Here is a 13,839-nt window from a genome sequence, read left to right as displayed (position 1 = left end):
GCAGCGGAGTCAACCCGCGATCGGCGGGCAGGTCACCACCGCAGCCGTGTCCGGCACCGGCGTCGCGGGAACGGCGCGCAGGCGCAGCACCCGGGACAACCCGCTGATTCGAACGACCTGCTCCACATTCGATCCGGCGCGCACCACCACGCTGCGCAGGCCCACGGCGGCGGCATCGTAGATGAGCCGGACCGCTTCCTGGTCCACCGCGGTGGTGCGGGTGAGATCCAGTTGCGAGGCGAAGGCCCGTCCGGACCGCAACGCGGAGAACAGCACCGTGCGCAGCAGCTCGGTGGTCGTCTCGTCCAGGCAACCCGCCACCGCGACGACGTCGTGCTGGACGACACCGACGTGGCAGAGGGGGATGGGTCTGTCGTCGATAAGGGGCTCACGCAACGGTGCAGCAGGTGAGGGCATTTCGCGTCCCCGGAGGCGTTGTCCGGCAGGAGCGGCCTTTTCTCGACCTGGCGCCAATGTTGCCCCTCATGCCGTCGGTTATGCAACTGGTCGGGCTGATGACCACAAGGCGGGGCACGGGATATCTATCGGCGAACGGGGCAGCTAGATATCAGACGGCGATCGTCGTCGGCACTTCGCTTCCACGCCAGGAGGGAAGATCATGGGTTCCCATCGAGGGCAGGTCCGCCGTACCGGTCTGGTGGGCATCGCCGCGAGCACGTTGGCGGTCGCGACGATCGCCGCGGCAGCGCCTTCCGCCCTGGCCGCAACACCCGGGTCCTCCTCGGCATTGGTGGATACCGCCGGGCACTGGGCGCCGGCCGGCTCGGCGACGATCCGCCCCGGCGTGATGGTGGTGACCAAGGACGCCGAGTGCACGGCCAACTTCGTCTACACCGCCGCCGGGCACACCTACCTCGGCCAGGCTGCGCACTGCTCGGGCACCGGCGAGGCGAACGAGACCGATGGGTGCAAGTCGAAATCCCTGCCGTTGGGCACGCCGGTGAAGATCCTCGGCGCCGGGGTCAGCGGCAAACTCGTGTACAACTCGTGGCTGCTGATGCAGAAGGACGGCGAGCAGGATCCCGACGCCTGTGCCTTCAACGACCTCGCGCTGATCGAGATCCCGGCCGCCGATGTGGCCAAGGTCAACCCCTCGATCCCGAACTTCGGCGGACCGACCGGTCTGAACACCACCGGCACCAAAGCCGGGGAGCAGGTGGAGTCCTACGGCAACTCCGCGCTGCGTCAGGGGATTACCCAGCTGTCCCCGAAGACGGGCACCAGCCTCGGCGATGACGGCCACGGCTGGACCCACACCGTGTACACCGTGACGCCGGGCGTCCCCGGCGACTCTGGATCGGCGTTCCTGGACAGCTCCGGCCTCGCGCTCGGCATCCTGTCCACGCTGGCGTTGGCCCCGGCCCCGCTGAGCAACCAGGTCAGCGACCTCAACCACGAACTGATCTACGCCCGGGCGCACTCCACGTTCAAGAACCTACGGGTGGTCGCCGGAACCGAACCCTTCCACGGCGACGCCACGTAGCAACACCGGACCCGACGTCAGTAGCGAAAGACCCCACATGGACCGGGTGGGGCGGGGTAGCCCGCCGGGGACCCAGGAGGTCCCGTGAGCCCTGACGCCACCACCGCCCCGTCCGCGCCGGGAGTCCCCGGCAGCGAGGCGCCCACCTTCGCCGAGCCGACCGACCCTCGGCCCCCGCCCGCTCCCAAGCCTGATCAGCGCGCTCCGCTCCCCGTGTCGGCCACCGGTAACCCCGCCGACCTGCCGCCGACCTGGGACTCCCAGCAGGGCGAGTATCTGACCACCGCGCAGGGGGTCCGACTGCGCGAGACCGACCACTCGCTGCGGGTGGGCCCGCGCGGTCCGACGTTGCTCAATGACGTCCACCTGCGCGAGAAGGTCATGCACTTCGACCACGAGCGCATCCCGGAGCGGGTGGTGCACGCCCGTGGTGCTGCTGCGCACGGCATGTTCGTGTCCAACGGTGCGGCCGCGGAGTTGAGCTGCGCGGCCTTCCTGGCCCCCGACGCGCAGACGCCGGTGTTCGTCCGGTTCTCCACCGTGTTGGGCTCTCGGGGGTCGGCGGACACCGTGCGGGACACCCGCGGGTTCGCCACGAAGTTCTACACCGAGGCCGGCAACTTCGACCTGGTCGGCAACAACATGCCGGTGTTCTTCATTCAGGACGGCATCAAGTTCCCGGACATCGTGCATGCGGCCAAGCCGCACCCGGACCGGGAGATCCCGCAGGCGCAGAGCGCGCACGACACGTTCTGGGACTTCGTGTCCCTGCACACCGAGGCGACCCATCACACGTTGTGGAACATGTCCGACCGGGGCATCCCGCGTTCCTACCGGACGATGGAGGGCTTCGGTGTGCACACCTTCCGGTTGGTCGCCGCCGACGGGTCGACCTCGCTGATCAAGTGGCACTGGAAGCCGGCGGCCGGCGTGCACTCCCTGGTCTGGGAGGAGGCGCAGATGCTGTGCGGGTTCGACCCGGACTTCCATCGCCGCGACCTCTACGACGCCATCGAGGCGGGCGCGTTCCCGCAGTGGGAGCTGGGCATCCAGGTCTTCGAGGACAACGCCGAGCAGACTTTTTCCGGTATCGACCTGCTCGACCCGACCAAACTGGTGCCGGAGGAACTGGCACCGGTGCAGGTGATCGGGACGATGACGCTGAACGGAAATCCGACGAACTTCTTCGACGAGGTGGAGCAGGTGGCATTCTGCACCGCCCACCTGGTGCCCGGTGTCGATGTCACCGACGACCCGCTGCTGACGGCCCGTAACTTTTCCTACTTCGACACTCAGCTCTCGCGGTTGGGCGGGCCGAACTTCGCGCAGATCCCGATCAACCGCCCGCACGTGCCGGTCAATTCCATGCACCGGGACGGCTTCCATCAGGACGCGGTGCACGGCGGCGTGGCGCCGTACAAGCCGAATTCGCTGGACGGCGGTTGCCCGTTCACGGCCAACGGCGACCTGGACGCGCTCATCGAAGTCGCTCGCGCCATCCCCGCCGGCAACGTGGTGCGGGAGAAGCCGGCCTCCTTCGATGATCACTACAGCCAACCCCGGCAGTTCTGGTTGAGCATGACCCCGGTGGAGCAGGACCACATTGTGTCGGCGTACACCTTCGAGCTCAGCAAGTGTTACGAGACCCCGGTCCGGGAGCGGACATTGGTCATGTTGGCCAACATCGACGCCGACCTGTGCGCAAGGGTGGCCGAAGGGCTGGGCCTGGAAGCGCCCAAGCCGTCCGTGGAAATCGCGGCCCCGGAGCCCAGCGCCGCGCTGTCCCAGCTCGGCGAGCAGTGGCCGGTCACCGGCCGCGTGGTCGCCATCGTGGTCGGGCCCGACCCGGATTTGGTCGCGGTTTCCGCGGCCCGGGAAGCGGCGCTGGCCGCGGGTATGGCCCCGTTGCTGGTGGCCCCGGCCGGCGGGGTGCTCGCCAAGGGCAAGGTCAAGCTGGACGTGCAGCGCACCTATGCCAACGCGCGCTCGGTGGAGTTCGACGCGGTGCTGCTCGCCGGCGCGACGCCGCCCGATCCGCGGATCACCCTGTTGCTCGACGAGACCTACCGCCACCTCAAGGCGATCGCTGCGACGGATGGCGGCTCGGAGGTCCTGGCGGCGCTCGGTGTTACGGGCGCGCCGGGCGTCGTCGATGCGCCGGACGCCGCCGCGGGCGTGCAGGAGATCGCCGGGCTGCTGGCCGGCCACCGAGTGTGGGCACGCGCGGCGCGGTAGGCCGGACGGCCCGGGTTCACCCGGCCTGGTTCCGCCGGTGGCAGCGTAGCCACGAGTGGAGATGATTTCTAGTCAGCGGCACCGGTGTCCCTTGCGCGCGCCCGGGGCCGGACCTATGCTCGACCCGAGAAATCATATCCACTCCGATGCCACCCACGGATCGCTGTCCCGACATCTACATCCCGTCCGTCGAGTGGGCTGGAGGCGACGCTGTTGAACCCCGTGAACCGCTCTGGCCGGCGGCGGTTCGGCGTGCTGGTGGTCGGCCTCTGCCTGCTGCTGGCCGGCTGCGGCAGCCGGCGGTCCCACGCGGAACTGCAGAGCGCGTTGGTAAATCAATTGCCGGTGGTGCCCGCGGTCGCGAGCGGTGCGGTGCCCGCTGCCGCCACCGCGAATGCGGCTGCTCCCGCGACGACGGCACCGGCACCCGCCGCCGTGGTCGCACCAACGAATGTCGGGAGCACGTCGGCAACCACCACGCCGGTCGCGCGCGCCAAGACCACTCACGCGAGCGGGAAGTCGAGCTTGGGTGGCAAGACGAGCCCCGCCAGGGTCTCGGGGTGCACCGGGACGGAGAAACCGATCGCGCTCGGCGCCGTCGGTCAGCAGACCGGAGTGGCCGGCGCGGTGGTGGTGAACGGACCGCGGATGGTGTCGGCGTGGGCGGCGGCCACGAACGCGGCCGGCGGTCTCGCGTGCCACCCGGTGAAATACATCATCGCCGACGACGGCGGCAGCCCGGCGAAAAATGCGTCGCTGGTGCAGCAGTTGGTGGAGCGGGACGGCGTCATTGCCTTTGTGCAGATGGACGATCCGCTGTCCTACAGCGGCAGCGAGAAGTATCTGGTCGACCATCAGATCCCGGTCATCGGGACGGACACGTCCTCCGACATGGTCTACAACCATCCGAACTTCTTCCCGCAGGCCTCCAGCGGCAAGTACAGCGTGCAGGGTTCGGTGGGTGCGGCCTCCACCAGCTTCTCTCCCGATGCGAAGGCCCACTTCGCGGCCCTGTCCTGCCAGGAAATCGCGGCGTGCACTTATATGAACGACAACGCCAAACAACTGGCGGACATGTTCGGGCTGACCCTGGTTTACAAGGGCCAGGTTTCGATCACCCAGCCCGACTACACCGCGACCTGCGTGGCCGCGAAGGACGCCGGCGCCAAGGGCATCTTCGTCATCCTGGACGGCAACAGCGTGCACCGCTTGGCACGATCGTGCACGGCGGTCCAGTACAAGCCCGAATTCATCACACCGGGCACCGGGGTCGTCGCCTCGATGCTGACCGACCCGAACCTCAATGGGTTCTTCCAGTCGGTGTTCGTGCAACCGTTCACCAACACCGCGAACCCGATGATCGCCGAGATGAACGCAACCATCGCCAAATACGCCCCCGGTCTGGACAATTTCGGCCAGTCGCCGGTGGGCTGGACCTCGGCCAAGCTCTTGGAGTATGCGGTGCAGTTCTTGCCCGCCAAGGACTCGTGGACCAGTGCGGACATCATGGCCGCGATGGGCAAGGTGAAGAACTATGACGTGGGTGGGATGACCGCGCCGCTGACCTTCGCGCCGGGCAAGAACCCCGAGCCGTTCCTGTGTTGGTTCAGCACATCGATTCGTGACGGCAAGTGGGTTGCCGTCACCGCGAAGCGGACCTGCAAGTGAGCCGGCGACGTGCCGGACGCATCGTCGGCCGGTGCCTGGCGGCCGGCGCTGTGCTGGTGTTCGCGGGCCGCTTCATCCCGATTGCCTCCGCGGCGGCCACAGACGCGTCGTTCGACGGTGCCTCCTCGGCCTACGGCCTGCGCATCAATGAGTCGGTGCCCAACGGCCCCGTCGCCGACACCGTTTTCGATGCCGGCGGGCCGACGGCGCAGGCCACGTTGAGCTCACTGGGCAACGGCGCGGGTTACGCCGCGCTGCCCGACCCCGGGACGTTCGTGCTGAGTATCCCCGGCCTGCTGGCGGGCCTGGCCCAGTTCAATCAGGACCTGCCCGACTACCCGCTCGCGGTGTCGGCCAGTTCCACGACCCCGCAGCAGGACGTCTCCACGGACGGCTACGCGATCAAGGCCACGGTGGGTAACGACAGCGCGACGGGGTCTGCCGGTGCGGGCCTGGGTCGCGACGCGACGCTGGCCCGCGGGCCACTGGTCACCTCGGACGCCTCGGTGAAACGGCAGGTGGACGGCTCGGTCACCTCGACCGCCACGTCGGTCGTCGAGAGTCTCACCCTGGGCCCGGTGACGATCGGCCGGATCACCTCGACCGCCACCCGCACGCTGAGCGCGGCCGGCGTGCTCAGCACGTCCTCGAACCTCTCCGTCACCGATGTGCGCGTCGACGGCACCCCGGTGCAGGCACCGCAGCCGCAGCAGGGTTCGGGATCCTCGCCGTCCTCCTTCGGCCCCGCCGTGGATCCGGTGCTCAAGCCGTTGGGCATCAGCTTCCAGACGCTGGCCGCGCAGAAGTTGGGCGACACCATCGTGGCCCCCGCGTTGGTACTCACCGGCTCCTTCCCGGTGGACCCGGCGCACAAGGACGCGGGCACCGGCACCTACCACCTGATCCTGGGTCAGGCCACCGCGCGGCTGGTTGGTTCCGCCGCGCCGACCTTCGGTACCGGCGGCCCGGCCGGTACCGCCACCACCACCCCGCCGGCGTCAGGGGCAGTACCGGCGGGCACCACGCTGATTGCAACGGGCCCATCGGCGGGCGAGGTAACCGCCGGCTCGGTGAGTGGGCAGCAGGCCGGGCTGCCCACCGTGGCGTTCATCCCCGGTGCCCCCACCCGCGCCACCGATGCGCAGATTCAGGCCGCGCTGACCGCGATGAAGGATTCCTTCGACGTGGGTGGCCTCTACGTGATCCTGGTGATCGCCGGCGTGGTGACCTTCGTGGTCGCGCAGTTGGTCCGGATGAGAGGAGTGAGAGCGCCGTGGACCTCATCCGGTGGCTGAGAACGCAGTGGGACCGGGCTACCGCAGTCGCCTGCGCGATCGTCGGTCTGGTGTCGCTGATCCTGGGCTGGCTCGGCGTCAGTGACGCCACACTGCCCACCGAACAGATTCCCTACCTCGCCTCCAACGGCCTGTTCGGCATCTTCGCGCTCGGTGTGGCCGGGACGTTGTGGATCTCTGCCGATCTGCGTGACGAGTGGCGCAAGCTTGAGGACATCCATTCCGACATCCGCGCGCGGGACGGTGGCGAGGGCGGTTCCTGGCGACCGCAGGTGCCGGCGTCCGGTCCCCGCGGAGCGGCATGACCACTGCCGCGGTGAGCTCACGGGCCCACACGCGGCGCGCCGGCGCGGTAGCGCTTGCGCGGTTGTGGCGGCCCATTGATCTCGCGCTGGTCCTCGGCGGCAACGTCGTGGGCGTCATGCTCATCCTGGTCGGCTGGTGGGGGTCCAGCGACGCGCTCTCACTGCACGACAGCACGAACTGGCTGCAGGTCGGCATCATCGGCGTGATCGTCGCGGGGGTCGCCAACGGGCTGTTCCTGGTGCGCGCGCGGCGGGCCGTTGGCCTGTCCCGCCTGGCAGTGCTGGGCGTGCCCGCCCCGGTGCGCCGCGATGCGACGTCCGACGTGGCCACCGTGGTGGCACTGCCCGGCAGCACCCGCATGCACCTCGCTTCATGTCCGATGATCGCCGGTAAGCCGGCGACGCCGGTGGTGGCGGGCGCCGCCTTGCGTCCGTGCGAGGTGTGCCGGCCATGAGCAGCGTGTTGCCGTTCCTCATCACCGGTCTGGTGACCGGATCCCTGTATGCGCTGGCCGGTCTGGGCCTGGTGCTCACCTATCGCACCTCGGGCGTGTTCAACTTCGGCCACGGCGCGATCGCCGCCGGCGGCGCGTTCGTCTTCTATACGTTGCACACCAACCACGCCATGCCCTGGCCGCCCGCGATGCTGCTCACCGTCGCCGCCTTCGCGCTGGTCGGCGGGCCATTGTTGGAGTGGCTGACCCGGACGCTGGGCGCCGCGCCGGCTGCGGTCGGTGTGATCGCCACCGTGGGGCTGTTCCTCGCCGTCAACGGGGTGCTCAGCGAGATTTACGGCTCCACCATCCACCAGGCGTCGCAGTTCCTCCCGGAGGACGGCCCGTCGGTATCCGGCGTGGTGATCAGCTACGGCCAGATGATCACCGCCGGCATCGCCCTGGTGGGCGCGGTCGGTCTGTTCGCGTTCCTGCAGAACAGCCGGCTCGGCGTGGCCATGCGGGCGGTGGTGGACAACCCCTCGCTGGTCGGCCTGGCCGGGCAGTACCCGACGCGGATTCGCCGGGTGGCGTGGATGATCGGGGCCGGCTTCGCCGCCATGTCCGGCATCCTGCTCGCTCCGGTGCTCGGCCTGGACGCCACGCTCTTGACGCTGCTCGTCGTGCAGGCCTTCGGCGGCTGCGCGATCGGGCTGTTCCGCAGCCTGCCGATGACCTACCTCGGCGGTCTGGTGGTCGGCGTCGCCGCCGCGCTGGCCACCAGGTTCTTCACCAGCTTCCCGCTCAACCAGATCCCGCCCGCGGTTCCGTTCCTCATTCTGATGGCGGTGCTGCTCGTGGTGCCGGTGCGGATGTTGCCCGGTACCCGGTCGCTGCCGCAGCCGTTGGCCTCGGCGGCGCGAGCGCTGAACCCGCGGTTGGCCACCCTCATCGCCGTGGTCGGGCTGGTGCTGCTCGCGTTCGTGCCTTCCCTGGTGGGCACCCGGCTGCCGGTGTGGACCGACGCGATGAGCTCGGTGTGCGTGTTCGGTTCGCTGGCGCTGCTGATCTGGACCTCCGGCCAGATGTCGCTGTGCCAGGTGACCTTCGCCGCGCTGGGCGCCACCACCATGGCGCACCTGCGCGACGGTGGTGTGCCGTGGCCGCTCGCGCTGCTGCTGGCCGGTCTGCTCACCGTGCCGATCGGTGCGATGATCGCGATCCCGGCCATCCGCTTCTCCGGCATCTACCTTGCGCTTGTCACCTTCGGGTTCGGCATCTTCATGCAGTACGTCATCTACCCGACCCGGTTGATGTTCGGCAACGACCTGGCCGCCTCGGCAAGCCGGATGCAGGCCGGGCCGATTCGCGCGCAGAGCTCCGAACGCTGGCAGTACTACGTGGCGCTGACCGTCGCGTTGCTGTCCGTGGCGGGCCTGATCGTGATCAACCGCAGCCGCTTCGGTCGCATCCTGCGCGGCCTCGCGGAGAGCCCCACGATGTTGGGCACACTCGGGCTGGATGTGAACGTCACCCGGCTGCTGCTGTTCTGCGCCTCGGCGTTCTTTGCCGGGATCGGCGGCGGTCTGATGAGCAGTCAGTACACGGTCAGCGCGACCGGCTTCAACCCGATTCAGTCGCTGATGCTGGTGGCCGTGCTGGGCATCTGCGCGCTGTTCGGCACCCGGCTGATCCTCACCACGGTGCTCGCGGCGGTGCTGTTCTCGGTGATCCCCGGCTACGTCGACAACTTCGACGCGAACGCGCAGATCCTCGCCTTCGGCGTACTCGCGGTGCTCGCCGGACTGACCATCGCCAACCGCGATCGGCTGTCGACCTGGATGCGGGCGCAGGCCGCGCAGAAACAACCGCGGCTGCGTTACGGCCCGGCCCCGGCGCGTGGGCATTGGACGCCACCCTGGCCGACATCCGGGCGACCCGCGGCCGGGGGACAGTCATGACCGACGGCCTGGCGGCCCGCGGGCTGCGCATCGCCTACGGCGGCAACGTGGCGGTCTCGGACGCGACGTTCGCTGCGCCGTTGGGCCGGATCACCGGCCTGATCGGGCCGAACGGCGCCGGCAAGACCACGACGTTCAACGCCTGCAACGGTCTGCTGCGCCCGACCGCGGGCAGCGTGCACCTGTTCGGCCGGGAGGCGACCGGACTGTCCGCGGCCGCCCGCGCCCGGGCCGGACTGGGCCGCACCTTCCAGCAGGTCCAGGTGTGCACGAACCTCACCGTGCGGGAGAACGTGGCGCTGGGCGCCGAGGTGCGGCTGATCGGCCGCAACCCAATACGGCAGTTCCTCGGCGGACCGGGCCAGCACCGCGAGGTCCGCGCGCGCACCGACGAGGCTTTGGCGGCATGCGGCATCGCGGCGATGGCCGAGCGCCGCGCGTCGATGCTGAGCACGGGTCAGCGCCGGCTGTTGGAACTGGCTCGGGTGTTGGCCGGCGGGTTCCGCATGCTGTTGCTTGACGAACCGTCCTCGGGGTTGGACGAGGCAGAGACCGAGCGGTTCGGCGAAATCCTGCGCCACACGGTCGCCGAACGCGGCGTGGGCATCCTGATCGTCGAGCACGACATGCCGTTGGTGATGTCCATCTGCGACTACGTGCACGTGCTGGACTTCGGCACCATGATCTTCGCCGGCACCCCCGCGGAAACGCAGTCCAGCGACATCGTCCGACACGCCTACCTCGGCGAGGTCGAGACGGCGGGGCCGGCATGAGGTTCGAACTGCAGGGGATCACCGCGGGCTACGGCGAAACCGTCGCGCTGCGCGACGCTTCGCTGGTGGTGCCGCCGGGGTTGGTCGTCGCACTGCTCGGACCCAATGGGGCGGGCAAGACCACACTGCTGCGGGTCGCCTCGGGTCTGCTCGCCCCACGCGCCGGTCGACTGCTCATCGACGACCGCGACGTCACCGGCCGCAGCAGCGCCGCGCTGACCCGCGCCGGTCTGTGCCACGTCACCGAGGGCCGCAGTGTGTTCGGATCCCTCAGCGTGCAGGAGAACCTGCGCATGTTCGCGCGGGCCGGCGACGAGCGGCGCGCGCGGGACCGTGCGGTCGACGCGTTCCCGCGGCTGGGGGAGCGGATGAACCAGATCGCGGGCACCCTGAGCGGCGGCGAGCAGCAGATGCTCGCGCTGGCCCGGGCCTACGTGTCGGGTGCCTCGGTGGTGATGCTCGACGAGGTGTCCATGGGCCTGGCGCCGATCCTGGTCGATGAGATCTTCGCGTTCCTGACCCGCCTGGTCGCGGACGGCACCACCAGCCTGCTGTTGGTGGAGCAGTACGTCACCAAGGCGCTGGCCATCGCCGACCATGTCTACCTGCTCGATCGAGGGCGGATCGTGTTCTGCGGTGAACCCGAGGAACTCGACGCCGCGGACCTCGCCGGCCGGTACCTGGGCGCTGCAGGCTGAGTTGCGGGCTCGACACCACCCTCGCCGACCTGGAGCTGAGCCTGACCCGCTCCGGCGGTGGCGTGGCCGTGACCGGCACTGCGACCGTGCGGGTGCGATAGAAACGTCTTCCGTCAAATTACGAGGGGGAGTCGTCGTGGCCGGTGTCGAGGGTCGGGTCATTGCGGTCACCGGAGCCGGCGGTGGCCTGGGCCGGGAGTACGCGCTGTTGCTCGCCTCGTCCGGCGCGAAGGTCGTCATAAACGACCTCGGCGGCCTGCGCGACGGCACCGGTGCGGGTACCGCGATGGCCGACCAAGTAGCCGACGAGATCACCAAGGCCGGCGGCCAGGCGGTGGCGCACTACGAGAGCATCGCGACCGAGGACGGCGCCGCCTCGCTGGTGCAGACCGCGCTGAACGCCTTCGGGTCCATCGACGGCGTGGTCAACAACGCGGGCATCCTGCGTGACCAGGCCTTCCACAAGATGACCCCGGACGGCTGGGAGTCCGTGCTGCAGGTGCACCTGTTCGGGTCGTTCTATGTGACCCGGGCGGCCTGGCCGCACTTCCGCGAGCAGGGCCACGGCCGGATCGTGGTGGCCACCTCGACCAGTGGCCTGTTCGGCAACTTCGGCCAGGCGAACTACAGCGCGGCCAAGAACGGCCTGGTCGGCCTCATCAACACCCTCGCGATCGAGGGCGCCAAGTACCACATCATGGCCAACGCGGTCGCGCCGATCGCGTCCACCCGGATGACCGCGGACGTTGCTCCGCAGGACATCCTGGACACCATCCCGCCCGGCCACGTGGCGCCGATCGTCGGCCATCTGCTCAGCGACGAGTGCACCGACACGGGCATGACCTTTGTGGTCGGCGGCGGACAGGCCCACCGCGTCGCGCTGTTCCAGAACGAGGGCATCACGTTCGACCACTCGTTGAGCATCGCCGAGGTCACCGCGCGCTGGTCACAGGTCACCGACATGAGCAAGGCGTCACTCGCCCGGCCGCCGTTCACCTGAGCCGACGGCGCTGACGAACCGTCAGCTGCTCGATTTAGCGGTGGATCCTGGCCCACAACCCCACCAGCCACAACCCCACCAGTCATTCTGCGTGGCTGAGCAGCGGTATCGGGCCGCTTGCAGTTGTATTGTGTCGGCGTGGCCCCGCACGGCTGGGAGGCTAACCGAGGTCCTGAGCATCAGACCGACGTCCCCGAACCCGGCATCTTCGCCTCGGAAATCCGCGAAATCCGCGGGCAGTACCGGTTCGTCCATCTGATCAGGCGATCCGAGGGCGTCGAGACGACTCTTGCTGTCGAGGTCGCCACCAGCATGGAGGTGGTGATCAAGACCGCCCCGGCCGGCTTGGTGCCTCTTGAGTTGGGCAGCCGCCTCGAGCAGCGGGCCAGGACCCTGCGCGCGCACGACGGCCAATGGTTCGCCCCGCTGCTCGACGCGGGATACACGGAGGATCGGTTCCACGTCGTCATGCCCTTCGTTCCTGGCGCCACGCTTGAACAGCGACTGGCTGATGGTCCGCTATCGGTACCGGAGTCGCTCGCCGTAGCCGGCTGTTTGCTGAAGGCGTTGGAGACGGTTCATGCCCAGGGCGTTCTGCACGCCAATGTGAAACCGTCCAACATCGTGCTGAGTGACACCGAGCCTGGCCAGGCAACGCTCATCGACTTCGGAAACCTCCGAGGCACGACCGTGGCCACGTCGTTCCCTGCGCAGTCGACTGATGTCGCCTACTACATGGCGCCGGAGATGGCGGGCGCCCTGAACCGGCAGGTTGACGAGCGGGCTGACCTGTACTCGCTGGGTGCCGTGCTCTTCGAATGCCTTGTCGGCCATTCGCCCTTGGCCTCGGGGAGCATGCGTGAGCTGCTGCGTAAGCAGTTGTCGACGCCGTCGCCATCCGTGCGGAGCCTCGGCGTACCGGTCCCCAGGGCGCTGGATCAGATCGTGCAACGCCTATTACACCCCGATGCTCGTCAGCGCTACCGGTCCGCTACCGCTGCCTTGACCGATCTCGACGCGGTCGTCCACGGTCTGCAACAGGGTGTACAGGATCCCAGCATCGTGGTGGGGGCGGCCGACCAGCGCGCAACGATCGTTCAATCGGCGCTGATCGGTCGCGAGGACGAACTGGCACTGTTGGATCACCATCTGGAGGAGGCGGTCGCGGGCAGCGGCGGGTTGGTTGTGCTGGAAGCCTGCTCCGGAGGCGGAAAGTCTCGTCTCCTGGATGAGTTCTGCCAACGAGCGGCCGCAATGGGCGCAGCGGTATTTCGTGGGTACGGCGTGGAGCGAGTCGCGCCGCGCCCACTGCAGATACTCGGCGGCGTGGTCACCGATCTTCTCGCGGCGGCGCGGCAGAACCCCGCCACGATGGAACGGCTGACCCAGAGCGTGGGCGACGGCCGCGGCGCTTTGTGCGAGGTGGTGCCCGAGCTTCGGGAGATCCTCGCCCTACCCGAGGGAACCAACGCAACCGGGCCGGAGTCGTTCGGTCAGGCGCGAAGCGTCATCGCCCTGGTTGGCCTCATCGACGCGCTCGGTTCTGCCCAGAAGCCGGCCGTGGTCGTCCTCGACGACGCGCATTGGGTCGATGAGCTGACCGCCCGCGTGCTCTGCGAGTGGACTCAACCGGTTCGCAGCGAGGGCGAGAAACAGCGGCACGTGATGATGGTCGCCGCCGTGCGTCCCGAGGAGTTCCACAACGGACTTCCGCAGTGGATGCCACGCGACGTTTCCCGCGTTGCCTTGCGACCCCTCGCGCCGGCGGAGACCGCGAAGGTGGTGGAGTCCATGGCCGGCGCGATCCCGAGCGAGGCCGTGGACACGGTGGTGAAGCTTTCCGACGGGAACCCCTTCATGGCGTCCGCGGTCCTACTCGGGCTCATTGAGGCAGGCGCGTTGCGGAGCGACGGTCGCCACTGGCTGCTCGGGTCGGAACCGGTTGCGTGGCAGGCATCCCGCGAGG

The 13,839-nt window shown here is 68.9% G+C and carries 12 protein-coding genes; 11 read left to right on the top strand and 1 reads right to left on the bottom strand.

Translation table 11 applies throughout. The features are described 5' to 3' along the window. Positions 1-9 precede the first annotated feature (9 nt). Positions 10-396, bottom strand: coding sequence for a hypothetical protein (locus VGJ14_17430; GenBank protein ID HEY2834210.1), 387 nt, complete (start codon positions 394-396; stop codon positions 10-12). 223 nt (positions 397-619) lie between these two features. Between VGJ14_17430 and VGJ14_17425 the strand changes: the two genes are divergently transcribed. The 11 genes from VGJ14_17425 to VGJ14_17375 form a co-directional block, all read left to right on the top strand. Then, the gene (locus VGJ14_17425) at positions 620-1,504 is read left to right on the top strand and encodes a serine protease (GenBank protein HEY2834209.1); all 885 of its coding nucleotides are present in this window, start codon (positions 620-622) and stop codon (positions 1,502-1,504) included. Between the two features lie 84 nt (positions 1,505-1,588). Continuing rightward, positions 1,589-3,739: a catalase gene (locus tag VGJ14_17420; protein ID HEY2834208.1), complete on the top strand. Its 2,151-nt coding sequence runs from the start codon at positions 1,589-1,591 to the stop codon at positions 3,737-3,739. 222 nt (positions 3,740-3,961) lie between these two features. Next, a complete protein-coding gene (locus tag VGJ14_17415) occupies positions 3,962-5,407 on the top strand; it encodes an ABC transporter substrate-binding protein (GenBank protein ID HEY2834207.1) in 1,446 nt (481 codons plus the stop codon). Continuing rightward, positions 5,404-6,702, top strand: coding sequence for a hypothetical protein (locus tag VGJ14_17410; GenBank protein ID HEY2834206.1), 1,299 nt, complete (start codon positions 5,404-5,406; stop codon positions 6,700-6,702). Before VGJ14_17415 ends, VGJ14_17410 begins: the two co-directional genes overlap by 4 nt. Continuing rightward, positions 6,681-7,007, top strand: a complete 327-nt coding sequence (locus VGJ14_17405) for a hypothetical protein (GenBank protein ID HEY2834205.1) — start codon at positions 6,681-6,683, stop codon at positions 7,005-7,007. The genes VGJ14_17410 and VGJ14_17405 overlap by 22 nt, the downstream gene beginning before the upstream one ends. Continuing rightward, complete coding sequence (locus VGJ14_17400) at positions 7,004-7,462, top strand: hypothetical protein (protein HEY2834204.1); 459 nt, start codon at positions 7,004-7,006, stop codon at positions 7,460-7,462. The genes VGJ14_17405 and VGJ14_17400 overlap by 4 nt, the downstream gene beginning before the upstream one ends. Then, a complete protein-coding gene (locus tag VGJ14_17395) occupies positions 7,459-9,402 on the top strand; it encodes an ABC transporter permease (GenBank protein HEY2834203.1) in 1,944 nt (647 codons plus the stop codon). The genes VGJ14_17400 and VGJ14_17395 overlap by 4 nt, the downstream gene beginning before the upstream one ends. Beyond that, on the top strand, positions 9,399-10,175 hold the full coding sequence (locus VGJ14_17390) for an ATP-binding cassette domain-containing protein (protein ID HEY2834202.1): 777 nt from the start codon (positions 9,399-9,401) through the stop codon (positions 10,173-10,175). Before VGJ14_17395 ends, VGJ14_17390 begins: the two co-directional genes overlap by 4 nt. Continuing rightward, complete coding sequence (locus VGJ14_17385; GenBank protein ID HEY2834201.1) at positions 10,172-10,873, top strand: ABC transporter ATP-binding protein; 702 nt, start codon at positions 10,172-10,174, stop codon at positions 10,871-10,873. The genes VGJ14_17390 and VGJ14_17385 overlap by 4 nt, the downstream gene beginning before the upstream one ends. Before the next feature lie 136 nt (positions 10,874-11,009). Further along, on the top strand, positions 11,010-11,873 hold the full coding sequence (locus VGJ14_17380; protein HEY2834200.1) for an SDR family NAD(P)-dependent oxidoreductase: 864 nt from the start codon (positions 11,010-11,012) through the stop codon (positions 11,871-11,873). Positions 11,874-12,011: 138 nt separating this feature from the next. Continuing rightward, on the top strand, positions 12,012-13,839 hold a 1,828-nt coding region (locus VGJ14_17375; protein HEY2834199.1), incomplete at its 3' end, for an AAA family ATPase.

This window comes from Sporichthyaceae bacterium, assembly GCA_036493475.1.
Classification (GTDB): domain Bacteria; phylum Actinomycetota; class Actinomycetes; order Sporichthyales; family Sporichthyaceae; genus DASQPJ01.
The sequence above is the reverse complement of the archived record's forward strand: the minus strand, read 5'-3'. Positions and strand labels throughout refer to the sequence as shown.